General features: G+C 67.7%; 24 protein-coding genes. 17 read left to right on the forward strand and 7 right to left on the reverse strand.

Annotation, left to right across the window (positions count from 1 at the left end; genetic code table 11):
- The first annotated feature begins 95 nt into the window (after positions 1–95).
- Positions 96–677 (forward strand): DUF3611 family protein, encoded by a 582-nt coding sequence (locus tag CJZ82_RS04695; protein WP_094554650.1) that lies wholly within the window; start codon positions 96–98, stop codon positions 675–677.
- Here the strand turns inward: CJZ82_RS04695 and surE are convergent.
- The gene (gene surE / locus CJZ82_RS04700) at positions 662–1,456 is read right to left on the reverse strand and encodes a 5'/3'-nucleotidase SurE (RefSeq protein WP_094554811.1); all 795 of its coding nucleotides are present in this window, start codon (positions 1,454–1,456) and stop codon (positions 662–664) included. The two genes, CJZ82_RS04695 and surE, sit on opposite strands and share 16 nt — an antisense overlap.
- Before the next feature lie 80 nt (positions 1,457–1,536).
- Between surE and pheS the strand changes: the two genes are divergently transcribed.
- The 4 genes from pheS (at position 1,537) to CJZ82_RS04720 (ending at position 4,807) form a co-directional block, all read left to right on the forward strand.
- Positions 1,537–2,544, forward strand: a complete 1,008-nt coding sequence (gene pheS / locus CJZ82_RS04705; protein ID WP_094554651.1) for a phenylalanine--tRNA ligase subunit alpha — start codon at positions 1,537–1,539, stop codon at positions 2,542–2,544.
- A gap of 61 nt (positions 2,545–2,605) precedes the next feature.
- Positions 2,606–3,562 carry an NAD(+) kinase gene (locus CJZ82_RS04710; protein WP_094554652.1) on the forward strand — a complete coding sequence of 319 codons (957 nt, stop codon included), beginning with the start codon at positions 2,606–2,608 and terminating at the stop codon, positions 3,560–3,562.
- On the forward strand, positions 3,559–4,227 hold the full coding sequence (locus CJZ82_RS04715) for a response regulator transcription factor (RefSeq protein ID WP_094554653.1): 669 nt from the start codon (positions 3,559–3,561) through the stop codon (positions 4,225–4,227). The genes CJZ82_RS04710 and CJZ82_RS04715 overlap by 4 nt, the downstream gene beginning before the upstream one ends.
- Before the next feature lie 124 nt (positions 4,228–4,351).
- The gene (locus CJZ82_RS04720) at positions 4,352–4,807 is read left to right on the forward strand and encodes a DUF192 domain-containing protein (RefSeq protein WP_094554812.1); all 456 of its coding nucleotides are present in this window, start codon (positions 4,352–4,354) and stop codon (positions 4,805–4,807) included.
- An 8-nt stretch (positions 4,808–4,815) separates the two neighbouring features.
- On the opposite strand, the gene cbiE is transcribed toward CJZ82_RS04720, so the two are convergent.
- A complete protein-coding gene (gene cbiE / locus CJZ82_RS04725) occupies positions 4,816–6,096 on the reverse strand; it encodes a precorrin-6y C5,15-methyltransferase (decarboxylating) subunit CbiE (RefSeq protein ID WP_094554654.1) in 1,281 nt (426 codons plus the stop codon).
- 62 nt (positions 6,097–6,158) lie between these two features.
- Here cbiE and CJZ82_RS04730 point away from each other — a divergent pair, with 62 nt between their 5' ends.
- From CJZ82_RS04730 to CJZ82_RS04760, 7 genes are all read left to right on the forward strand, one after another.
- The gene (locus tag CJZ82_RS04730) at positions 6,159–6,404 is read left to right on the forward strand and encodes a hypothetical protein (RefSeq protein WP_094554655.1); all 246 of its coding nucleotides are present in this window, start codon (positions 6,159–6,161) and stop codon (positions 6,402–6,404) included.
- A 27-nt stretch (positions 6,405–6,431) separates the two neighbouring features.
- Positions 6,432–8,954: a GH116 family glycosyl hydrolase gene (locus CJZ82_RS04735; RefSeq protein WP_094554813.1), complete on the forward strand. Its 2,523-nt coding sequence runs from the start codon at positions 6,432–6,434 to the stop codon at positions 8,952–8,954.
- Complete coding sequence (locus CJZ82_RS04740) at positions 8,951–9,457, forward strand: DUF3122 domain-containing protein (protein WP_094554656.1); 507 nt, start codon at positions 8,951–8,953, stop codon at positions 9,455–9,457. Before CJZ82_RS04735 ends, CJZ82_RS04740 begins: the two co-directional genes overlap by 4 nt.
- Before the next feature lie 26 nt (positions 9,458–9,483).
- Positions 9,484–10,548 (forward strand): bifunctional diaminohydroxyphosphoribosylaminopyrimidine deaminase/5-amino-6-(5-phosphoribosylamino)uracil reductase RibD, encoded by a 1,065-nt coding sequence (gene ribD, locus CJZ82_RS04745; RefSeq protein ID WP_094554814.1) that lies wholly within the window; start codon positions 9,484–9,486, stop codon positions 10,546–10,548.
- 32 nt (positions 10,549–10,580) lie between these two features.
- Complete coding sequence (locus CJZ82_RS04750) at positions 10,581–11,546, forward strand: mechanosensitive ion channel family protein (protein ID WP_094554657.1); 966 nt, start codon at positions 10,581–10,583, stop codon at positions 11,544–11,546.
- A 7-nt stretch (positions 11,547–11,553) separates the two neighbouring features.
- The gene (locus CJZ82_RS04755; protein ID WP_094554658.1) at positions 11,554–13,077 is read left to right on the forward strand and encodes a peptide ligase PGM1-related protein; all 1,524 of its coding nucleotides are present in this window, start codon (positions 11,554–11,556) and stop codon (positions 13,075–13,077) included.
- Between the two features lie 71 nt (positions 13,078–13,148).
- Complete coding sequence (locus CJZ82_RS04760; protein ID WP_094554659.1) at positions 13,149–13,427, forward strand: DUF427 domain-containing protein; 279 nt, start codon at positions 13,149–13,151, stop codon at positions 13,425–13,427.
- An 8-nt stretch (positions 13,428–13,435) separates the two neighbouring features.
- On the opposite strand, the gene CJZ82_RS04765 is transcribed toward CJZ82_RS04760, so the two are convergent.
- On the reverse strand, positions 13,436–14,059 hold the full coding sequence (locus CJZ82_RS04765) for a DUF3598 family protein (protein ID WP_094554660.1): 624 nt from the start codon (positions 14,057–14,059) through the stop codon (positions 13,436–13,438).
- 45 nt (positions 14,060–14,104) lie between these two features.
- Positions 14,105–15,148, reverse strand: coding sequence for an AI-2E family transporter (locus CJZ82_RS04770; protein ID WP_094554661.1), 1,044 nt, complete (start codon positions 15,146–15,148; stop codon positions 14,105–14,107).
- Between the two features lie 351 nt (positions 15,149–15,499).
- Between CJZ82_RS04770 and CJZ82_RS04775 the strand changes: the two genes are divergently transcribed.
- Positions 15,500–16,459, forward strand: a complete 960-nt coding sequence (locus CJZ82_RS04775; RefSeq protein ID WP_233130057.1) for a fatty acid desaturase — start codon at positions 15,500–15,502, stop codon at positions 16,457–16,459.
- A gap of 133 nt (positions 16,460–16,592) precedes the next feature.
- On the forward strand, positions 16,593–16,781 hold the full coding sequence (locus CJZ82_RS04780) for a hypothetical protein (protein WP_094554663.1): 189 nt from the start codon (positions 16,593–16,595) through the stop codon (positions 16,779–16,781).
- A gap of 10 nt (positions 16,782–16,791) precedes the next feature.
- Here CJZ82_RS04780 and CJZ82_RS04785 read toward each other — a convergent pair whose 3' ends face one another.
- The gene (locus CJZ82_RS04785; protein ID WP_094554664.1) at positions 16,792–17,289 is read right to left on the reverse strand and encodes a DUF427 domain-containing protein; all 498 of its coding nucleotides are present in this window, start codon (positions 17,287–17,289) and stop codon (positions 16,792–16,794) included.
- A gap of 15 nt (positions 17,290–17,304) precedes the next feature.
- Between CJZ82_RS04785 and CJZ82_RS04790 the strand changes: the two genes are divergently transcribed.
- On the forward strand, positions 17,305–17,931 hold the full coding sequence (locus CJZ82_RS04790) for a rhomboid family intramembrane serine protease (protein ID WP_094554665.1): 627 nt from the start codon (positions 17,305–17,307) through the stop codon (positions 17,929–17,931).
- Positions 17,932–17,938: 7 nt separating this feature from the next.
- Positions 17,939–18,223: a hypothetical protein gene (locus tag CJZ82_RS04795; protein WP_094554666.1), complete on the forward strand. Its 285-nt coding sequence runs from the start codon at positions 17,939–17,941 to the stop codon at positions 18,221–18,223.
- Between the two features lie 29 nt (positions 18,224–18,252).
- Here CJZ82_RS04795 and CJZ82_RS04800 read toward each other — a convergent pair whose 3' ends face one another.
- Entirely contained in the window at positions 18,253–18,498 is a 246-nt protein-coding gene (locus CJZ82_RS04800; RefSeq protein WP_094554667.1) for a Nif11-like leader peptide family RiPP precursor, read from the reverse strand.
- Positions 18,499–18,553: 55 nt separating this feature from the next.
- A complete protein-coding gene (locus CJZ82_RS04805) occupies positions 18,554–19,339 on the reverse strand; it encodes a potassium channel family protein (RefSeq protein ID WP_094554668.1) in 786 nt (261 codons plus the stop codon).
- 278 nt (positions 19,340–19,617) lie between these two features.
- Here CJZ82_RS04805 and ftsH point away from each other — a divergent pair, with 278 nt between their 5' ends.
- Positions 19,618–21,504, forward strand: coding sequence for an ATP-dependent zinc metalloprotease FtsH (gene ftsH / locus CJZ82_RS04810; RefSeq protein WP_094554669.1), 1,887 nt, complete (start codon positions 19,618–19,620; stop codon positions 21,502–21,504).
- Positions 21,505–21,532: the final 28 nt, after the last annotated feature.

The raw sequence follows: 21,532 nt of genomic DNA on the forward strand, positions 1-21,532 counted from the left end.
ACCATCCTTCCATGGGGGTTCCAGCCGTGGGGGAGCCGCCGCTGCTGCTGGCCATGGCAAGTTTGTGACGCTCCGCCCCCCGGTTCCGCGCTCCGATGGTTGATCGCCTCGATCTTCAGCTGGTCTCGGCTGCCCTGCGCCGGATGGGCTGGATCCGCTTCTGGACCCAGTTGGCCCTCGGGGTCGTGGTGGTGGGGGTGCTGTTGTTCAACAACATCGGCGGCCGCCTGGCGGCCAACAGCGCCCGCTCCCTAGGGCTCGGTCCCGGCCTGTCGCTGACCACCCTGTCGTTTTTCGTGCTGCTCTGGTGCCTCTGGCAGAGCTGGCTGGTGGTGCGCTGCGGCCGGGCCCTGGCCAGCCCCGCCCGCCCCAGCCGCGGCGAAACCAGCCGCCTGATCAAACGGGGCGCCCTCGCCGATCTGGCCGGGCTCACCCTGGCAGCGGTTGGTTACCAGGCCCTGGCCGGCAGCCTGTTCGTGCAGGCCTCCATGCAGGTCCCCGGCTTCTTCGGAGCGCAGCTGGCCGTACCGCCCGGCACCCGCGGCGGCCTGATGGGACTGCCGATCACCTCTCTCGAGATGCTCTCGGTGCTGAGCAACACCCAGGTGCTGTTCGCCCACCTGATCGGCCTGTGGATGAGCCTCTGGCTGCTGCAGCGCGTTCACCGCCCCAGCTGAACCGGAAGCTCCTCCAGACCACCCCGCCAGAACAGCTCAGGCTGCAGCGGGGTGAGGGCTGCGCCGCCGGCATGGATCTGGGCCACGTCCGTGGGCCAGTCGCGGGGGCCGGCGGTGGCGGTCTCTAGGTCATCGACCACCTCACCGGCCAGCCAGTAGTAGGTACGCCCGCGCGGATCGGTGCGCTGATCGAACTGGTCGCGGTACCGGCGCACCGCCGGGCGGCACCAGCGCAGGGAACCGATCCGCTCGATCGGCAGGGCCGGCACGTTGAGGTTGAGCAGCAGCCCCTCCGGCCAGGCCCCGGCCAGGGCCGCTTCCGCCACATCGAGAGCGAGCACGGCGGCCGGAGCGAACTGGCGCCAGTCGAAGCACGCGCTGCTGACCGCCAGGGCCGGCAGCCCTTCGAGGGTGCCCTCCATCGCTGCTGAAACCGTGCCGGAATAGAAGACGTCACTGCCCAGGTTGGGGCCGTGGTTGATGCCGGAGAGCACCAGGTCGGGCGGGGCGCTCAGCAGCCGGCCGAGGGCGAGCTTGACGCAGTCGGAGGGGGTGCCGCTGCAGGCCCAGGCAGTGACGCCATCGGCGAAGAGCCGGTCGGCCCGCTCCGCCCGCAGCGGTGTCTGCATGGTGAGGCCATGGCCTGTGGCGGAACGCTCCTGGTCGGGGCAGACCACCGTGACCACATGGCCACGCCCCACCGCTTCAGCCGCCAGGGTCTGAATCCCCTCGGCGAACACCCCGTCGTCGTTGCTGATCAGGATCCGCAGGCTGGACATCGGGACCGGCAGGGGCAGGGGCGCAGGCGGCAACTTAGGCAGGCTCGCTCCGTACAGTCGACCGTTACCGCCCCCGATTCGTGAGCGCCACGATCAGCCTGCAGCAGCTCACCGACCAGCTCGATGCTCTCGAAGCCGAAGCGGCGGCCTCGATCGCCGCAGCCGCAGACACCGCTGAGCTGGAAGGGCTGCGGGTGGGACTGCTGGGCAAGAAGGGTCGCCTCTCAGCAGTGCTGGGTGCCATGGGCAAGCTCGATGCCTCCGAGCGGCCCCTGGTGGGCCAGCGGGCCAACGTGCTCAAGGAGCAGGTGCAGACGCTGATGGGGCAGCGGCTGGAGGGGCTGCGGGGCACCGCCATGGCTGAAAAGCTGGCGGGGGAACGGCTCGATGTGACCGCCCCGAGCCGCTACGTGCCGGTGGGGCACCGCCACCCACTGATCCGCACGATCGAGGAGATCGTCGACATCTTCGCCGGGCTCGGTTATCGGGTGGAAGAGGGGCCCGAGGCGGAAACCGACTACTACAACTTCACGGCCCTGAACATCCCGCCGCACCATCCGGCCCGGGACATGCAGGACACCTTTTATCTCCCCGGTGACCGGCTGCTGCGCACCCATACCTCGCCGGTGCAGATCCGCCATCTGGAGAGCAACCCGCCACCGGTGCGGATCGTGGCGCCCGGCCGGGTGTACCGGCGCGATGCGGTGGATGCCACCCACTCGCCCGTGTTCCACCAGGTTGAAGTGCTGGCAATCGATGAAGGGCTTGATTTCAGCCACCTGCGCGGCACCGTCACCACCTTTCTGCAGCAGTTTTTCGGCGATCTGCCGGTGCGCTTCCGCGCCAGCTACTTTCCCTTCACCGAGCCTTCGGCGGAAGTGGACGTGCAATGGCGGGGGCGCTGGCTGGAGGTGATGGGCTGCGGGATGGTGGATCCGGCGGTGCTCGAGGGCCTTGGGCTGGATCCCGAGCGCTGGAGCGGTTTCGCCGCTGGCCTGGGGGTGGAGAGGTTCTGCATGGTGCGCCACGGCATCGACGACATCCGCCGGCTGTTCACCAGCGACCTGCGCTTTCTGGAGCAGTTCTGATGGCAATCGGGCCGCGGCCGGAAGGCTCCCCATAAACTCGACACGTTCTCGCCTCCGACCGGTGCTCTGCGTCGGACTGATCGTCAACGACGGCAAGGATCTGGCCGTCAAGACGGCCGATGTCATCCAGAGCCGCCTGGAGGCGGCCGGCACAAGCGTGCTGCGAGTGAGCAGCTCCGGCGGGATGGTGGGTTTCGCCAATCCCGACCACCAGTTGCGCAGCCGTGGTTTCAGCGCCTGCGTGCCGGCGAGCTTTCACCCCGACATGAGCCTGGCGGTGGTGCTGGGGGGCGACGGTACCGTGCTCTCCGCCGCGCGCCAGACCGCTCCGATCGGCGTGCCGATCCTTACGGTCAACACCGGCCACCTGGGCTTTCTGGCCGAGGCCTACCTCAGCGAGCTGGATGGGGCGATGGAGCAGCTCCTCACCGGCCGCTGGACCGTGGAGGAACGCACGATGCTGATTGTGAGCGTCATGCGAGGCGACCAGCGTCGCTGGGAAGTGCTCTGCCTCAACGAGATGGCCCTGCACCGGGAACCGCTCACCAGCATGTGCCATTTCGAGATCGCCATCGGTCGCCACGTGCCGGTGGACATCTCCGCCGATGGGGTGATCCTCTCGACCCCCACCGGATCCACCGCCTATGCCCTCAGCGCCGGCGGACCGGTGATCACCCCCGACTGCCCGGTGCTGCAGCTCACACCGATCGCACCCCATTCCCTCGCCTCCCGCGCCCTGGTGTTCAGCGACCAGGAACCGGTGACGGTGTTTCCCGCCACCCCCGAGCGGCTGATGATGGTGGTGGATGGCAGCGCCGGCTGCTACGTGTGGCCGGAAGACCGAGTGCTGATCCGCCGCAGCCCCCATCCAGCCCGGTTCGTGCGCCTGCAGGACCACGAGTTCTTCCAGGTGCTGCGCAACAAGCTGGGCTGGGGCCTGCCCCATGTGGCCAAGCCCGACAATGGGGAGTTCGGCGGCCGTGACGGCCCCGGCCCCGGCGCCGGTGCACGCCTGTGAACGGACCCCTGATCCTGCTGGTGGGGGAGGAGGCCGAAGCGCTGGCGCCGCGCCTGGAGGCATCCGGTTACCGCACCGCGCCGGTGGGTGCCCTGCCCGATCCGCCGGCGGCGGTGCTGGTGTCGGGAGCGGATGGGGTGGCCACGATTCCAACCCTGCGCATGATTCTGGAGGATGTGCCGATCCTGCTGGATCTGGTCAGCGACAGCGTCGAGGCTCGCTCCCGCTGCTTCAGCTCCGGCGCCGACGACTTCTGGCTCTCCAGCGCCGGCGGCAGTGACCTGCTGATGCGACTGCGCCTGCACCTGCAGATCCGCGGCGACAACCGCGGCCAGGTGCCGCCCCTGCAACTCGCTGATCTGCACCTGGATCCCGCCAGCAGGCAGGTGCGGCGGGGGCGGCGTCTGCTCGCGCTCACCGCCCGCGAGTACCAGTTGCTGCTCGCCCTGATGCGACAGCCTGGGATGGTGCTCAGCCGCGAGCAGATCCTCGCCGAGGTGTGGAACGACCAGGGGGGAGCCGCCAGCAACGTGGTGGAGGTGTATGTCCGATACCTGCGCCAGAAGCTGGAGGAACAGGGTGAGCAGCGCCTGATCCACACCGTGCGCGGCCGGGGCTACTGCCTGTGTGAAAGGCCGCCGAAGCCGGAGCGGCCGGCGACATGAGACGTCCTGCAGCCTGATGGGAAGCCCGTTGAGAGCTGGTTCCCTGCTCGCCCTCAGTTTGACGACTGGGTTGCTGACGACCGGGCTGCTGGCGGCGGGGTTTCACACGGACCCTCGGCCCGCCATGGCGGACAGCCGTTCGCCAGCCGCTCCCCCCCAGTTCCTGCCGATTGAGGCGGAATGGTGCCTGGAGCGTGCCGAGACCGCGGCGAGCACGCTGCCACCGACCTGTATCCAGCTGGAGGTGCCCCGCACCCCCCGTCAGTACGCCTGGGGCCTGATGCAGCGGCCGGCGCTTGGACGGTTGCGGGGGATGTGGTTCCGCTTTGAGCCGGCCCAGGCCGTGAGCTTCTGGATGCACCGCACCCTCACCCCGCTCGACATGTTGTTCATCCGCGAGGGGCGGGTGATCGCCATCCAGGCCAACGTGCAGCCCTGCCCGCGGCTGCCCTGCCCCAGTTACGGCCCCGGCGAACCGGCCGATGGGGTGGTGGAGCTCGACGCGGGCGAGGCGGCGGCCCTGGGCATCAGCGAGGGCAGCGTTGCCGTGATCCGGCTCCGGGAGCCGGAAGCTCCTTAGGTTCGGGCTCAGTCTTTGCGGCCCTTGAGCACCAGCACCGGATTGAGCGGGGCCAGGCGGGTGCCATCGGCCAGGGGGGAGCCCCGCCAGGCCTGCAACTGACTCACCTGCACCCTCAGCCCGGCCCGCTCCAGCGGCGGCCTCAACTCCGCGAGGGCTTCGAGGGTGGCCAGGGGAATCACCACCTGTCCGAGGGGACGCAGGCGCCGCAGCACGATCTCGAGCAGGGCCAGGCGCTGGCGGCCGCCGCCACCAAGCAGCACCCGGTCGGGATCGGGGGGGCCGCCCTGCTGCAGCACGGTGAGGGCATCGCCTTCAAGCACCCCCACTGGCTCAACGTCGAGCCGCTCAGCATTGGCCCGGATCAGGGCCGCTGAACCGCCTCGCCGCTCAAGGGCCCAGAGTTCCAGGCCCGGACGCAGCCGCAGGGCCTCCAGGCCCACCGAGCCCACCCCGGCCCCCACATCCCAGAGCACACCGCTGCCGGGCAGCTCCAGGTCAGCGAGCAACTGGATGCGTACCTCACGCTTGGTCATCAGGCCGGGACGATCGGGGTGCTGCAGCCAGAGGCCATCGTCGAGGCCGAACAGCGGCAGGCTGGCGGGATTGGGGGGCGGAGGCGGCTCTGCAATCAGCAGCACCATGTGCAGCGGATCGAGATCGGCCGGCAGCGCCGCCCGGGGGGCGAGCCGGAGCACCCTCTCCTCGGGGTGGCCGAGCCGTTCACACAGCCAGACGGCATAAGCCGCCTCCAGACCGGAGGCGGCCAGGATCCGCCGCACCTCCTCGACGCCGCCGCGGCCGGGATCGGTGAGCACCGCCAGGGCCGCCGGACGTTGCTGCAGACGGCTCGCCAGCGGTTCGGGGTCGCGGCCGTGCAGGCTCAGCCACTCCGCGTCCTGCCAGGGGCGGCCGAGGCGGGCGAAGGCCAGCTGCAGGCTGGAGGGGGCGGGATGAAAGCGGAGGCACTCGGGGGGAAAGCGACCCAGCAGCAGGCGGCCGATGCCGAACCAGAGGGGATCACCGCTGGCGAGCAGCACCACCGCCCGACCGGCGGCCAGGGCTCGCTCCAGCTGGGGAAAGAGCTGCTCTGGGCGATCACTGGCCACCAACTCCGGCGGCTTGAGCTCCTCCGCCAGGGCCTGGCGCAGTCCAGGCAGCAGCCTGGCGGGCGCCGCCAGCAGATCGGCCTGGCGCACCAGGGCCGCCGCTGCCGCTGGCAGGGAGGCCAGCCCGCCGGCGTCGCTGCCGATCACCTCGAGACGATGCTGCTGGAGCGGTTGATCCACGTGGGGACTCCGGTGCGGCGGCTGGCCGGGCCCCGCCATGATGCCCGCGAGTTGAAGCGCCCATGGCCGCACCTGAGCCCCCCTCCCGCCGCCAGCGCGTGCATGAACTGGCCCTGGCCCTGCTGGCGCGGCAAGCCGAGATCGAGCTGCTCAGCCCCGAAGCCACCGGCGGCGGCGGTGAGGAGGCCTGCCTCTGGCTGGAGCGGAACCGGCGGGTGGTGCAGCGCTACCAGGCTGTGGTGCGCTCGGCGATCACCCTTGATGCCCTGATCGAGCAGGAAGTGGCCGCCGGGGCCGGCCAGCTCTGACAAGCTGACGCCACCTCGATGAGCACCATGGCTCCGTTCGGCCTGTCAGCCCTCTCCACGCTGTTGCGCGGGTCCGGCGCCGGTCGGCCCGCCCAGGCCCCCCCCGCCAGCTGGCAGCGGCCGATCGGCCAGGGCTGGGAGGCCCCCTACACGGTGCGCTACGCCAGCAATCTCGACGACGGTCCCAACCACGGCGCCCCACTCGGGGGCTTCGGTGCGGGCTGCATCGGCCGCGGACCCGACGGCAACTTCAACCTCTGGCACCTCGATGGGGGTGAGCACTGGTTCGGGGTGTTGCCCGACTGCCAGTTCGCCCTGTTCGAGCACGACGGCACAGCGAGCAGGGCCCGGGCCCTGGCCATGACCCCTGACCACGACGACTCCCGGCCGGAGGCCAGCGAGCGTCCCCTGGGCCGCTGGCAGTGGCTTGGAGGCGAGACCAGCGACGGCAGCGAAACCAGCGCCAAGGCCGGCACCTACGCCGCCCGCTATCCGCTGCACTGGTTCGATTACCAGGCCGACTTCCGCGCCGAGGCCAGCTGCGAGGCCTTCAGCCCCATCCTCCCCGGCGACTATCAACGCACCAGCTATCCGGTGGCGGTATTCCGCTGGCGGCTGGCCAACCCCACCAAGGCCCCCCTGGATCTCTCGTTGCTGCTGAGCTGGCGCAACACGGTGGGCTGGTTCACCAACACCGATCCCAGCGCCGCCGTGACGTTCCGCGACGACGGCAGCCCTGAGCACAACTACCTGCCCGCCATCGGAGCGGGGGTAGGCCAGCGCAACCGCTGGATCGACACACCGGGCCTGACGGGTGTGCTGCTGGAAGGAGCGCCCAGCCAGCCGATCGCCGAGGGGCAGGGTCAGTGGTGCCTGGCGGTGCCCGACCAGCTGGAGGGGGTGGAGGTGATGCGCTGCAGCCGCTGGGATCCCAGCGGAGATGGCGGCGAGATCTGGGAGGCGTTTTCCCGCGACGGCTCGATCCCCAACAGCAACAACGACCGCCGCAGCACCGGCAGCGAGCAGGCCAGCGCCGCGATCGCCCTGCGGCTGAGGTTGGAGCCGGGGGCTGAAATCGAGCTGCCGGTGGTGATCAGCTGGGATCTGCCCGTGACCGCCTTCGCCACGGGCACGTCCGCCCTGCGTCGATACACGGATTTCTTCGGGGCCACGGGCGACAACGCGGTCGCCATCGCTGCCGAGGCCCTGGGCGCATGGCGTCAGTGGCGCGATGCCATCGAGGCCTGGCAGAAACCGGTGCTGGAGCGCAGCGACCTGCCCGAGCCCCTGCGCATGGCCCTGCTCAATGAGCTCTACGACCTCGCCAGCGGCGGCAGCCTCTGGACCGCCGCCAGCTCCACCGATCCGGTGGGCCGTTTCGGGGTGCTGGAGTGCCTCGACTACGCCTGGTACGAAAGCCTGGATGTGCGGCTCTACGGCTCCTTCGCCCTGCTGCAGCTCTGGCCCGAACTCGACAAGGCGGTGCTGAGAAGCTTCGCGCGGGCCATTCCCGCCGCCGATGCCACCCCCCGGCCGATCGGCTGGTATTTCACCCAGGGGCGGGGCCGGGTGGAAGCGGCCCGCAAGCTGGCCGGCGCCACCCCCCACGACCTGGGCGCCCCCAACGAGCGGCCCTTCGATGCCACCAACTACACCGCCTATCAAGACTGCAACCTCTGGAAGGACCTGGCCTCCGACTTCGTGCTGCAGGTCTGGCGGCTGTTCCGTCTCTCCCCATCGGGGGAAGACCTGCGCTTCCTGGCCGACTGCTGGCCGGCGGTGGTGGAGTCGCTTCGCTATCTCAAGCAGTTCGACATCAACGACGACGGCCTGCCCGACAACGGCGGCGCGCCTGATCAGACCTTTGACGACTGGCCACTGCAGGGAGTGAGCGCCTACTGCGGTGCCCTCTGGATCGCGGCCCTGGAAGCGGCCCTGGCAATGGCCCAGCGGCTGCAGCTCGATCTTGGCCTCGACACCGGCGCCGAGCAGCGGGAATTCGGCAGCTGGCTGGAGCCGTCACGGGCCAACTTCGATCGGCTGCTCTGGAACGGGGAGTACTACCGGATCGATGCCGGCAGCGGCACACCGGTGGTGATGGCCGACCAGCTCTGCGGCGATTTCTACGCCCGCCTGCTGGGGCTGCCGCCGGTGGTGAGCGATGAGCGGGCCCTCTCGGCCTTGACGGCGATTCGTGAGGCCTGCTTCGAGCGCTTCGAGGGGGGGAGGCTGGGGGTGGCCAACGGCCTGCGCCGCGACGGCACGCCGCTTGATCCCAACGGCACCCACCCGCTGGAGATATGGACCGGCATCAATTTCGGCCTGGCGGCCTATTACCGCCTGATGGGTCAGACCGACACGGCCATGGCGATCAGCGGCGCCGTGGTGGGCCAGGTGTATGCGGGAGGGTTGCAGTTCCGCACGCCCGAGGCGATCACGGCGGTGGGCACGTTCCGGGCCTGCCACTACCTGCGGGCGATGGCGATCTGGGCGCTCTGGGCCACCCACACCCAGTGGCAGCCGATCCCTGGAGCCGAGCGCGAACCATGAGCGGGGTGATCCGGCAAGCAGGTCGGTTGCTGCTGTCGCTGGGCCTGGTGCTGGCCTGCCTGTTTGCTCTGGTGAAGCCAGCGGCGGCCCAGCTGCACGCACACCCCAGCGAAACCGGCAGCCCGGTGCTGCGCAGCCTGGTGAGCGTGCGGGATCTCGATGATCAGGCCTGGCAGCTGGTGGCCTTTCGCGATGGACCGCCCGGAGCTCCCCTGCGCCTGCGGGTGGTGGGCTATCCCGGCAAGGTGCGGCTCGATCACCCCACTGCGCTGCAGGTGCGCTCGGGCCCATTCCAGTGGCAGCTGGAAGATCTGACCCTCGAGAACCAGGCATTGAGCAACGACGGCCGCGCCGCCGCCGCCGAATTCGATCTGAGCCCTTTGTTGGCCGAACTGAGCCAGAATCGCCCGCTGCGGCTGCGGCTGCCGGGGGTGTTCACGGAGCTGCCGGTACCTCCGTTCGTGGTGGCCGAGTGGCGCAGCCTGGTGAGAACTCCGGCGTGACCAGGGGGAGCCCCTGGAGCACCTGGATGGAGCGCGCCCTCGGCCTGGCCGCCCTGGCGCGGGGTCGCACCAGCCCCAACCCCCTGGTGGGCGCCCTGGTGGTCGATGCCAGCGGCCTGCTGGTGGGGGAGGGCTTCCACGCCGCTGCCGGAAGGCCCCACGCGGAGGTGGGAGCCCTGGCCCAGGCGGGAGATCGGGCTCGAGGGGGCACCTTGGTGGTGACCCTGGAGCCCTGCTGTCACCAGGGCCGCACGCCCCCCTGCAGCGAGGCCGTGATCGCAGCAGGGATCCGGCGGGTGATCGTGGCCATGGAGGACCCTGATCCGCGGGTGGCGGGCGAAGGCATCAAGGCATTGCGCCAGGCCGGGACGGACGTGCTGGTGGGGGTGCGCCAGGCCGAGGCCCAGAACCTGAATGCCGCCTTCTGCCACCGGCTGCGCACCAGCCGGCCCCTGGGGGTCCTCAAGTGGGCGATGAGCGTGGACGGACGCACGGCCCTGTCCAACGGAGCCAGCCAGTGGATCAGCGGGCCAGCGTCGCGGCAGAGGGTGCACGAGCTGCGGGCCGATTGCGATGCGGTGATCGTGGGTGGCGGCACACTGCGCTCGGATAATCCCCTGCTCACCAGCCGGGGGCGGCGCGCGATCGAGCCGCTGCGAGTGGTGATCAGCCGCGGCCTGGAGCTGCCGGAGCGGGCCCAGCTGTGGGACCAGCGCGCGGCTCCCACCCTGGTGGCCCATGGGCCCGAGGCCCCCGAGCCAGCACGACTGCGGCTGGATGGGCTGGGGGTGGAGCGGCTGGAGCTTGCCTGCTGCGAACCGCTGGAGTTGATGCAGGCCCTGGCCCGGAGGGGCTGCAACCAGGTGCTGTGGGAGTGCGGCCCGACCCTGGCGGCGGCGGCGCTGCGCCAGGGTTGCGTGCAGCGGCTGGTGGCGGTGGTGGCCCCGAAGTTGCTGGGTGGCATCGCCGCCCGCACACCGCTGGGGGATCTGCAGCTGAGCTCGATGGCGATGGCGCCCTCCTGGCGGGAGCTGGGGCTGAGCCGCTCGGGAGCCGATCTGATCTGGGAGCTGAACGGACCCGAGGGCTGAAGGCGCTGGACGACCGTCCTTAGAGGCCAGCCATGCTCAATCCCCTCCAGCTGAGCCTGCCGATTCCCCTGCTGGGGATCCTGCTGGCGGCTGGGGTTTGGCTGAGCCTGCAACTGGTTGGCCAGCGGCTTCCCAGTGGATCGCTGGGCCGCGCTCTGGTGCTGCGCAGCCGCCTCAGCCTCACGCTCATGATCCTGGTCAGTTCCACCGCCTGGTGGCTGCTGACCCTGCTGGGCCCCGAGCTGCTGCGCTGGAAGGGCGAGATCTGGCGCAAGGCCGACGCCTACTCCCAGCAGGTGTTCCCACATCTTCCCCAGCGGGAGCGCCTGTACCTCTTCGATCTCAGCGACAAGCTGCTCACGGTGCTGGTGGCTGTGATCATCAGCCTGGAGCTGCTGCGGCGGCTTGGCACCCCCACCGCCCTTCTGGCCACCGCCGGTGGCTTCGGTGCCGCGGCCCTGGGTTTCGGCGCCCGCACGATCGTGGAGAATGGTCTGAGCGGCATCAGCCTCTACATCAACAGACCCTTCGTGGTGGGGGATCTCATCCGAATCCCCGCAGAAGATGTCAACGGCACCGTGCAAACAATCAGCTGGTTCTACACGGAGTTGCGTGATCCGGAACGACAGCCGGTCTTCATCCCAAATTCGATCTTCACCGTGAAGCCGATCATCAACGTCGCCCGGATCGACAGCCGGCGGGTCTGGATCGACTTCGGGCTGCGCTACGACGACCGTGCCGCGATCGAGCCCATCATCGCCGAGCTGCGCCAGCAGCTGGATTCGAACACGAGGATCGATCACGACAAGGCAGCGGCAGTGCATTTCGTTGGCTATGGGGAATCCAGTCTCAACCTGCGCCTGCTCTGCTATGTGGCCAGTGGCGACATCCAGGCCGCCTGGGATCTGCAGCAGGAGCTGTTGTTGCGCATCGGTGAAGTGGTGGAGAAGCATCAGGCGGGAATGCCCTTCCCCACGCACAGCCTGATCAGGGGCTGATCTCACGATGGCTCTGAGTTTCAGCGAACTCCAGCGACAGTTGCGACCGGAATGGGGCGAGTTCCATCCAGGCAGCGACCAGAACGGTGGTAGCGAGGGGGGCAACGAGGGCTGGGATCTGCTGGTGGTGCCCTCACTCAGCCTCGATCACCATCAGATGGCGCTGGTAACCGGTGCCCACCACTACGAGGAACGGCAGCTGTTCTCGCTGATCCGCCTGCGCGACCCCGGCGTGCGGGCGGTGTACATCACCAGCAAGCTGCTGCCTGAACTGGTGGTGGATGCCGTGCTGGAGCTGCTGCCAGGGGTGCCCGCCTCCCACGCCCGCCGGCGACTGCACCTGTTCGACACGGACGATGCTTCAAGTCGGCCCCTCACCGAGAAGCTGCTGGAGCGGCCGGCGCTGCTGGGGCGCATCCGCGAGCGCCTGCGGCCGGGGCGCAGCTTCATGACCTGCTTCAACGTGACCGAGCAGGAGAAGCAACTCTCCGAGCGCCTGCAGGTGCCGCTGCTGGGCACCGATCCAGCCCTGAGTCACTGGGGCGGCAAGGCCGGCAGCCGCGAGCTGTTCCGCCACTGCGCTGTGCCCCATCCGCCCGGCAGCGCCCTGGTCCATGACCTCGAGGCCCTCGCCGAAGTCACGGCTGAGCTGTGGGAAGCCCACCCCGAGCTGAGCCGGGTGGTTGTGAAACTGGACCAGGGATTCAGCGGCGAAGGCAATGCCCCCCTGGAGCTGGAGCCCCTGCAACTGGCGGAGCTGAGCGGCCGGGAGCGCCGAGCTCGCCTGCGTGAGGCCCTCGAGACCCTGGCGATGCCACCACCCCAGTGGCGCCAGTTGCTGCAGGAGCAGGGGGCCCTGGTGGAGGCCTGGCTGCTGGGAGGCGACGAGCTGGCCTCACCGAGCGTGCAGGGGATGATCCACCCGGGCGGCGCGGTGGAGGTGCTCTCCACCCATGAGCAGGTGCTCGGCGGAGTGAGCGGACAGACCTACCTGGGTTGTACCTTTCCCGCCCAGACGCAGTACCGGGCCGAGCTGATGCGTCACGGGCTGGCGGTGGGCCAGGCCCTGGCGGCAGAGGGCGCCCTGGAGCGCTACGCGGTGGATTTCGTGGCGCGCCGCTTCGGCGAGCACTGGGATCTGCAGGCGATCGAGGTGAACCTGCGCAAGGGCGGCACCACCCACCCCTATATGGCCCTGCGCTATGCCACCAACGGCCGCATCGATGGCGCCAGCGGCCTGTTCCGCTCCCCCACCGGCCAGTCGCTGTTCTATGCCGCCACCGATAACCTCTGCGACCCGAGGCTGCAGGGGCTGCTGCCGGTGGACCTGATCGACATCGTGGCCGCCGCCGGACTGCACTTCGACCCGGCCGCACTGCACGGCAGCGTGTTCCACCTGCTGGGCTGCCTCTCGGAATTCGGCAAGCTGGGCATGACCTGCATCGGCCGCAGTCCCGAGGAAGCTGAACGCATCTACGCGGCCACCAGGGAGCGACTGATCGCGGGGGCCGAGGAGCTGAAGCAGGCCTGAGCAGATCCGCAAGCTGGCCGCCACAACCGGCTCACCTGGGCTCCAGGATGAAAGACCCTTGCTGCACTGCCATGGAAGCCCGCTGGAACGACGCCGTGATCGCCAGCAGTGACGACATCGTGAAACTCGAAGGCAACGCCTACTTCCCCTCCGAGGCGTTGGTCAGCGAGCACTTACGGCCGTCATCACACCGCAGCGTCTGTGGCTGGAAGGGCGAAGCCCACTACTACGACGTGGTGGTGGGGGATCAGGTGAACGCGAATGCGGCCTGGTTCTACCCCGAGCCCAAACAGGCCGCCAGTGAGATCAAGGGCCGGGTGGCCTTCTGGAAAGGCGTGCGCGTGAGCTGAATCCGCTCTCAGATCAGCAGCAGCTCCGGCTGGGGCAGGCCGTTCGCGCCATAGGCACGCTCCAGCACCAGCTCCCGTCCCGGTTGGGGCCGCCAGCACAGCCTCACCGCCAGGGGGTCTCCAAAGCGGCGCTCCAGGGCTGTGGTGAGGCTGAGGTCGTCCGTGAGCTGCCAGCAGCCACGGCCCGAACCATCGCCATCCGGCAGAACCGTGGCCCGCAGGGGCGCCGCCGGAGCCGGATCCACCACCCCGGGGCGGGCCTCCACCACCACCACCACGCTCTCGAGCCGCTCGGCGCCGTGACGCACAACCAGCCGCCGCCGCCGCTGGCCATCCACGAGGCACAGCTCCATCACCGCCGGCCAGGGTCCCGTCTTGTCGGGGCCGAGGCTCCAGTGACCGTCAGGGCTGATCGCCATCAAGTCCGGCGGCTCGGCAAAGCGCATCGTCGCCACCTTGCCGGTGTTCAGGTAGGTGAGGGCCGCTTCGATCTGGCCGCCTGTCTCGTGCACATGCAGGCGTGTGCCGAAGCGCTCGCTCTCAAGGCCCTGGCCGTCCAGGCGAATGAAGCTGCCCTCCCAGTGGCCGGCATTGTGCGCCAGCAGGGTGGTGCGGCGATCGAAGCTGGGCACGGGCGGGCCAAAAGCGGAAGGGCCCGATGCTGGCAGGTTGATGGGTTAAGGATTGGCCTCCTGCTGGGTGGTATCCGCCTGGACCGGCGAGCCGGCCTCCCCGCTCTCCTTGCCCCAGCCCAGGATCATGCCTGTGACGGGAATCGCCAGGAACACCCCCAGCAGACCCGCCAGCCGCTCGCCGATGAACAGGGCAAAGAACAGCACCACTGGCCTGATCTCCAGGGCACGGCCCATCACCCGGGGATGGATGAAGTTGTCCTGGACCTGCTGCAGCACCACCGAGGCGATCACCACCTGCAGGGCCAGCCACTGCCCCTGGGTCAGGAACACCAGGCTGGAGGCCACGATCACCCCGAGAGTGGCGCCGATGCCGGGGATGGCATCCAGCACTCCCACCAGGATCGCCAGGATCAGGGAGAACTTCACCCCCAGCACGGCGAACACCAGGAAACTGGCGAGGCTGAGAAAGATCATCAGCGTGATCTGACCTCTGAGGAACCCCAGCACGTTCTTCTGCACGCTGCGGTCGAAGCGCTCGCGCACATCCTCCGGAAGCAGGCGCAAGGCCTGGCTCCAGGTGGCCCCGTTGTCGATCAGCATGTAAGCCACGATCACCAGCAGAAACACTCCGCCGAAGACGTTGGAGAAAGCGCCGCCGATCACCCCCAGGCCCGTGCCGAGGCTGGCGCGCAGCAGCTCCAGCACTTGCTGGAGGTTGATCGTTTTCAGGAACCCGTGAAAGGGAAGATCGGGGCGTTGCAGACCCAGCATCAGATCGTTGATCAGGCTGCTGCCCTGGTTGATCAGTTGGAAGCCGAGCACCGCCACGAAAAAGCTGGCCACCCCGATGCCGGCCAACAAGGTGAGCAGGATCGCCAGCCCACGGCTGCACCCCAGTCGCACCAGCCGCCGCACCGGGTAGTCCAGCACCACCGCCAGCACCGCCGCCGCGGTGAACAGGGACAACACCACACGGAAATAGTCGATCAGCTGCACCACCGCCCAGCCAGAGGCCAGCAGCAACAGGAAACGCAGCAGGGCGGAATGGCTCAGCCGCTGCCAGGCCGGGCCGTTGGGGTCGTTCATGGAGCTCGAAAGAGAGCGGCGCTGGTGCCAACCATGCTCCCGAACAGAGCCATCGGCCCAAAGATTCCCTGAGCACAGACGAATCCGGACACAAATGAGCGGATTGGCTTAAGGCGGAGGCCCGCCAGGCCCGGAGCGGCTGCCTAAGGTGTTAATCCTTACAAATTCAGGGTTCTGCGCGCCTCCCCTCTGCTCGAGACTTCTCCCCCCGAGTCCCGCTCCAGCCCGTCTGCCAGCGGCGTCCGGTATGGAGATTTCGTTCTCAAGCCCTTCATCGCCAGCGACGATCGCCTCGCCACCTGGCAGATCCTGAGCACGGTCGGGGCTTACCTGCTGCTCTGGGCCATCACCGTGGTCGTGGCTCGGCTCTGGCTCTGGCTCACGCCACCGCTGCTGCTGGTGCTGGTACTGCTCTCAGGGCGCTGCTTCTCGCTGATGCACGACTGCGGTCACTACTCCCTGTTCAGCACGAAACGGCTGAACAGGGCGGCGGGATTCCTGCTGGGCGTCATCAACGCCATCCCCCAGTACCCCTGGTCGCAGGGACACGCCTACCACCACAAGCACAACGGCAACTGGGACCTCTACCGGGGACCCTCAGCCCTGATCAGCCTGGAGCAGTACGAGCAGCTCAGCCCGCGCAGTCAATGGGTGTACCGGCTGCTGCGCCACCCGTTGATGCTCTTCCCCGGCGGCTTCTTCTACCTGGTGATCAAGCCCAGGCTGGCCCTGCTCCTGGGAACAGCCCAGTTCCTAGGCCATGTCAGCACCAGGCTCCGCGCCGACTGGCCCACACCATGGTCCGAACTCATCCTCTCGTTCAAATCCCGCCATTGGTACAGCAGAGCCGAATTCATCGATCTGCTGCTCAACAACATCTGCGTGATCGTCAGCTGGGTGCTGCTGTGCCACTGGATCGGGGCCGGCCTGTTCTGGAGCCTCTACTCGCTGGTGATGGCCGCATCAGCAGCGCTGTTCATCTGCATCTTCTTCGTTCAGCACAACTTCGAGGGGTCCTACGCCCACCGCAGCGAGGGGTGGGACCCTATCGAGGGCGCGATCGCCGGTACCAGCCTGCTGGTGCTCCCCGGGATCCTGAACTGGTTCACAGCTGACATCGGCTGCCACAACATCCATCACCTCTGCGAGCGCATTCCGAACTACCACCTGCGGGCCTGCCAGGAGCGCAATGCTTCCCTGCTGACTGGGGCAACGCGCCTGACCATCGCCGACATCCGGCGCTGCTTCAAGTATGTGCTCTGGGATCGGGACGGCGAAACGCTGCAGCCCGTCCCCAGCGGCTCGAACTGAGCGGAGCACCGCACAACGCAGAACGCAGCACCAGACCGACTGACTTGGTTCGGCTCTTAAAAAAGCTGTGGCATCCCTGGCCTTCAGCTGACCCCAGAGATAAGTTCTGCAGATTCCCCGCACACGAGACGCCATGGGCATGGGCGAACTCTTTCTCGAGAGTCTTTCGAGCGGAGTGATCACGGAAGCGGAGATCAACTGGGTGGCGGCTCAGCAGAGTGGCTTCAACCGCCAGGAGGAGGCTGTGGCTCTCAAGCTCGGACGTCTTCTCGACTCCGGCCGCATCCAGATCGGTTGCCGCGTCCCTCCAGCCGCCGCTTGAGCTACCTGTCTCAGATCAGCTCTGGATGGGCCGGATCCCCCTTGAACGGCCCCTCCACACTGGATGTGATCCAACCCCCGTAAAAGCCTCCGGGCTGGGGAATCACCCTCTCGCCGTCCAGCCAGCAGCCATCCATCAGGGCCGGGTAAAGCGCGAACCAACCGGCGAGAGCCGCAAAAGCTGCTGTCGGCTGCGGATACGACCACACCGCCCGCTCCAGCCGGCGCTCACCCACCACCACGTCGTAGTAGCGGGCCAGGCCTTTCCATTCACAGAAGCTGCGTCCTGCCGCGGGCTCAAGCAGCTCCAGGCGCACGTCTTCTGGCGGCAGGTAATAGGTGGGGGGATGGAAGGTCTCGAGCACCTTCAGCGAGCGGCGGGTTTCCGCCAGCAGCTTCCCCAGAGCCCGCACCTCAACCAAAGCCCCGCTGGGCACCAGCGCCGGTGGACGCGGATAGTCACAGACGCGCTCCCGTTCTTGGCCCTCCAGCGGCTCGCTGCTCCCCATTCACTGGTCCTGGCCATGACAATAGTCAGCATGGCTAACCCCACACCCATTCGCCAACGCCCGCGCCAGGGTCTGGATCGCCTCCTGAACCGGCTCGGCGGCACCGCCATGATCCCCCTGCTGATCCTCTCGGTGGCCTGGGGACAGGAACTGATCGATCAGATCGTGTTCGGTGGGCGCTGGAACCTGCCGATGCTGCCCGGAGGCTCGTTCCTGGGGGTGCTCACCGCCCCGTTCAGCCACGGCGATCTGGGCCACCTGCTGGGCAACAGCCTCTGGTTCCTGCCCCTCTCCTGGCTGGTGCTGCTCAAGAGCTGGCACGACTACCTGGCGGTCTGGGTGGGGGTGTATGTGATGGCGATCCCGGTGTGGCTGTTCTCCAGCAATGGCAACCACGGGCTCTCCGGCGTGGTATTTGCGTTGGTGGGCTACCTGATCGTGATCGGCTTCCTGGAGCGGCGCCCACTGCCCCTGCTGCTCTCGCTGTTCAGCCTCGTGAGCTATGGCGGTTTCCTCCCAGGCCTGCTGCCCTTCTTCACCCCGGCGGGGGTGAGCTGGATCGGCCACCTGAGCGGCTTCGTGGGTGGAGTGCTCGCCGCCTTCGCCGTTTACAGGGAACCCTCCCGCTTCGCGGGGAGATGAGGCGCTGATGTCCTGCCCCCGCTGCGGTAGCTGGGAAGTTCGCCGCGACCGCAGCCTGGCGGGCCGGATGGTGTGCGGCCGCTGCAGCCTGCCGCTCGGGCCAGGCGCCCAGCAGGCCTCCAGTGGTCTGCGGCGCCTGACGCTCGTGGGAAGCGGTGGCCGGGGTAACCGCCTGAACTGGCTGTTGCCGGTGGTGTTGCTGCTGGTACTCAGTGCCCTGCTGGCCTGGCTCAGCGAGCAACCGCAGCACAGGCAGATCCCGTTTGGCCAGGGGCAGGACCGTATTCGCTGATCACGACGTCTCAGCCGGGGATGAATCTCTCAGCCGGGAATGAAAGTGCGCAGCCGGCGAGCTTCCATGCCGGCGCGATGTTGCAGTTCCTCGTCGCTCAGCTGGGCTTCCTCCCGCTGCTGGGCTGCCAGCACATCACGTTCTTCGATTGGGAAACCTTCCTGCCGGGCCAGCTTCAGGAAGGCCTCAAGGTCGAGCTGTTGCTGCAGCTGCTCCTGCAGAGATGCTGAGCTGCGGGCGTGGAGCAGGAAGGCGTCAAGTTGCTCAAGGCTCACGGCAAAAGATCCATGACTTCCCTTTACTAGCCCAGACGGCGGCCAGACGGCGACTTCACTCGCCAGGGGGTTCGTCCCGGTCAGTCCTGACCACCCTGCCGGAGGCATAGCGTCCGATCAGCAACCCCATCACGATGGCCATGTAGATCGGCCCGATCACGGTGAAGGCCACGGCACTCATCTGGGAGAGGGGAGTGGTCGGGAGCACGTCACCGAAGCCCACCGTGCTCAGGCAGACAAAGGCGAAGTAGTTGAGCCGGGCAAAATCCACCAGCTGTAAATGCGGACTGGCCTGGCTGATGGAGCCAGGGGCTAACAACGACGAACCCGGTTCGTGCAGGTTCGAATAACTGCCGGGCTGGATCGTCTCCAGACCCGTGAACAACAGGCCGGCGGTCAGGCCCAGCAGCAGGTATCCCGAAACAGCCCCCATCAGAACGCTGCCGTTCACCTGCGGTTCCTCCGCCAGAAATCCCACCAGACGCAGCACACTCCAGCCCACGAACAAGGTGGTGAGCACGAGCAGGGGCCAGCCGCTTTCGCGATGCGACAAGGGCGTGAAGTACCAGAACCACTGGGCCAACAGAGTGAGCAGACCGAGCAGGCGGTAGGGCAGATCCCTGGGATTGCCCGTGCCGTCATGACGGATCGAGCCTTCCAGCTCCACCACCAACAATGCGGTAGTCAGGCTGTAGCCAAACCCGGCGAGGCTTACCAGGTTCCTGGGCAGCGCCAGGCAGGTCATCACGAACAGGGTGATCAGCAGCAGGCGGACATAGAAGCGGTGACGCCGCCTGAGTCGTGCCTCGCTGGAGAGGCTGGCGCGAAGTGGGAAGCGCAAAGGGATCAGCGGAGCTCCAGTGGACGGTCCGGCAGGCCGGCGGGCCTGAATCGCATTGTGACGAAGGCGAGGCGCTGAGCCAGCAGCTCAGGCGAAAAGAGAGCGCTGCTCCCTGGCTCGAGGCCATCGGCGAACCTGGGCGCGATGAGGGGATCTCTCGCCCACTGCGGCTGAAACACACATCAAGGCCGACGTGACGTTCGGTTCTCACCCCCGCCAGCCGGGCCGGCGCCCCAACCCCTGCGCTTAGTTTGGCCTCATCAACGTGCTCCGCCACCATGGCTATCCGCCAGGACGACAATTCCCCGAGCCGGCGTTTCGGGATCATCAACCTGGTGCTGATCGGCTTCGGGGTCCTGCTACTGCTCAGTAACTTCCTTCCCAATCAGGGCTCACAGGTGCCCAGGGTGCCTTACTCCCTGTTCATCGATCAGGTGAATGATGGCCATGTGAAGCGGGCCTACATCACCCAGGACCAGATCCGCTACGAGATCACCGACGCTGAGGAAGGCGCCCCTTCGGTGCTCGCCACCACGCCGATCTTCGACATGGATCTACCCCAACGCCTGGAGCAGAAGGGGGTTGAGTTCGCCGCAGCCCCGCCGAAGCGCCCCAACTTCTTCACTACGTTGCTGAGCTGGGTGGTGCCGCCCTTGATCTTCATCCTGGTGCTCCAGTTCTTCGCCCGCCGCAGCGGCATGGGTGGTGGTGGTGCCCAGGGGGCTCTGAGCTTCACCAAATCGAAGGCCAAGGTCTACGTGCCTGATGAAGAGTCACGAGTCACCTTCGCTGATGTGGCCGGAGTGGATGAGGCGAAGACCGAGCTCAACGAAATCGTTGACTTTCTCAAAACCCCAGAGCGCTACGCCGCCATCGGCGCCCGCATCCCGAAGGGAGTTCTGCTGGTTGGTCCTCCCGGCACCGGCAAGACCCTGCTCTCCAAGGCGGTGGCCGGTGAGGCCAGTGTGCCCTTCTTCATCATCTCTGGCTCCGAGTTTGTTGAGCTCTTCGTGGGAGCCGGCGCCGCACGCGTCCGCGACCTGTTCGATGAGGCCAAGAAAAAGGCACCGTGCATCATCTTCATCGACGAACTCGACGCCATCGGCAAGAGCCGATCCGGCTCGATGGGCGTTGTGGGCGGTAACGACGAACGGGAGCAGACCCTCAACCAGCTGCTTACTGAGATGGACGGATTCACCGGCCAGGACAAGCCGGTGATCGTGCTGGCGGCCACCAACCAGCCGGAAACCCTCGATGCCGCCCTGCTGCGCCCGGGCCGGTTCGACCGCCAGGTGCTGGTGGATCGCCCCGACCTCTCAGGCCGCAAGAAGATCCTGGATATCTACGCCAAGAAAGTGAAGCTGGCTCCCAGCATCGATATCGACAAGATCGCCCAGGCCACCAGCGGCTTCGCCGGCGCGGACCTGGCCAACCTCGTCAATGAGGCGGCCCTGCTTGCAGCCCGTGCCTACCGCAAGGAGGTGGAACAGGCCGACCTCAACGAAGCGATCGAACGGGTGGTGGCGGGCCTCGAGAAGAAGAGCCGGGTGCTCCAGCCCGATGAAAAGAAAGTGGTGGCGTACCACGAAGTGGGCCACGCGATCGTGGGACACCTGATGCCCGGCGGCAGCAAGGTGGCCAAGATCTCGATCGTTCCCCGCGGCATGGCGGCTCTGGGCTACACGCTGCAACTGCCCACAGAAGAGCGCTTCCTGAATTCCAAGGAAGATCTCGAAGGCCAGATCGCCACCCTGCTGGGCGGCCGTTCCGCCGAGGAGGTGGTTTTCGGTGAGGTCACCACCGGCGCCGCCAACGACCTGCAGCGGGCCACTGACATCGCCGAGCAGATGATCGGCACCTACGGCATGAGCGAGACCCTCGGCCCCCTTGCCTACGACAAGCAGGGCGGCAGCCGCTTCCTGGGTGGGGGATCCAACCCCCGCCGCGCCGTGAGTGATGCAACCGCCCTGGAGATCGACAAGGAAGTGCGCGGTCTGGTGGACCGGGCCCACGATCGGGCCCTGGCGATCCTGCACCACAACCGTGATCTACTCGAGGCCATCTCCCACAAGATTCTCGAGAAGGAAGTGATCGAGGGCGATGAGCTCAAGGATCTGCTGGCCTCCAGCACCCTTCCAAGCGAAGCCGTCCTGGCTCCTGTCTGATCCGCCCCTTGACGGGGGGGCACGTTCT

Source organism: Synechococcus sp. 1G10 (assembly GCF_002252625.1).
Taxonomy (GTDB): Bacteria; Cyanobacteriota; Cyanobacteriia; order PCC-6307; family Cyanobiaceae; genus Regnicoccus_A.

Excerpts from the sequence above, each read along its gene's own strand:
- CJZ82_RS04695 (WP_094554650.1), top strand. The coding sequence starts at position 96 with ATGGTTGATCGCCTCGATCTTCAGCTGGTCTCGGCTGCCCTGCGCCGG.
- surE (WP_094554811.1), bottom strand. The coding sequence starts at position 1,456 with ATGTCCAGCCTGCGGATCCTGATCAGCAACGACGACGGGGTGTTCGCC.
- CJZ82_RS04720 (WP_094554812.1), top strand. The coding sequence starts at position 4,352 with ATGGCGGACAGCCGTTCGCCAGCCGCTCCCCCCCAGTTCCTGCCGATT.
- CJZ82_RS04730 (WP_094554655.1), top strand. The coding sequence starts at position 6,159 with ATGGCCGCACCTGAGCCCCCCTCCCGCCGCCAGCGCGTGCATGAACTG.
- CJZ82_RS04735 (WP_094554813.1), top strand. The coding sequence starts at position 6,432 with ATGGCTCCGTTCGGCCTGTCAGCCCTCTCCACGCTGTTGCGCGGGTCC.
- CJZ82_RS04740 (WP_094554656.1), top strand. The coding sequence starts at position 8,951 with ATGAGCGGGGTGATCCGGCAAGCAGGTCGGTTGCTGCTGTCGCTGGGC.
- ribD (WP_094554814.1), top strand. The coding sequence starts at position 9,484 with ATGGAGCGCGCCCTCGGCCTGGCCGCCCTGGCGCGGGGTCGCACCAGC.
- CJZ82_RS04750 (WP_094554657.1), top strand. The coding sequence starts at position 10,581 with ATGCTCAATCCCCTCCAGCTGAGCCTGCCGATTCCCCTGCTGGGGATC.
- CJZ82_RS04755 (WP_094554658.1), top strand. The coding sequence starts at position 11,554 with ATGGCTCTGAGTTTCAGCGAACTCCAGCGACAGTTGCGACCGGAATGG.
- CJZ82_RS04760 (WP_094554659.1), top strand. The coding sequence starts at position 13,149 with ATGGAAGCCCGCTGGAACGACGCCGTGATCGCCAGCAGTGACGACATC.
- CJZ82_RS04770 (WP_094554661.1), bottom strand. The coding sequence starts at position 15,148 with ATGAACGACCCCAACGGCCCGGCCTGGCAGCGGCTGAGCCATTCCGCC.
- CJZ82_RS04780 (WP_094554663.1), top strand. The coding sequence starts at position 16,593 with ATGGGCATGGGCGAACTCTTTCTCGAGAGTCTTTCGAGCGGAGTGATC.
- CJZ82_RS04785 (WP_094554664.1), bottom strand. The coding sequence starts at position 17,289 with ATGGGGAGCAGCGAGCCGCTGGAGGGCCAAGAACGGGAGCGCGTCTGT.
- CJZ82_RS04790 (WP_094554665.1), top strand. The coding sequence starts at position 17,305 with ATGACAATAGTCAGCATGGCTAACCCCACACCCATTCGCCAACGCCCG.
- CJZ82_RS04795 (WP_094554666.1), top strand. The coding sequence starts at position 17,939 with ATGTCCTGCCCCCGCTGCGGTAGCTGGGAAGTTCGCCGCGACCGCAGC.
- ftsH (WP_094554669.1), top strand. The coding sequence starts at position 19,618 with ATGGCTATCCGCCAGGACGACAATTCCCCGAGCCGGCGTTTCGGGATC.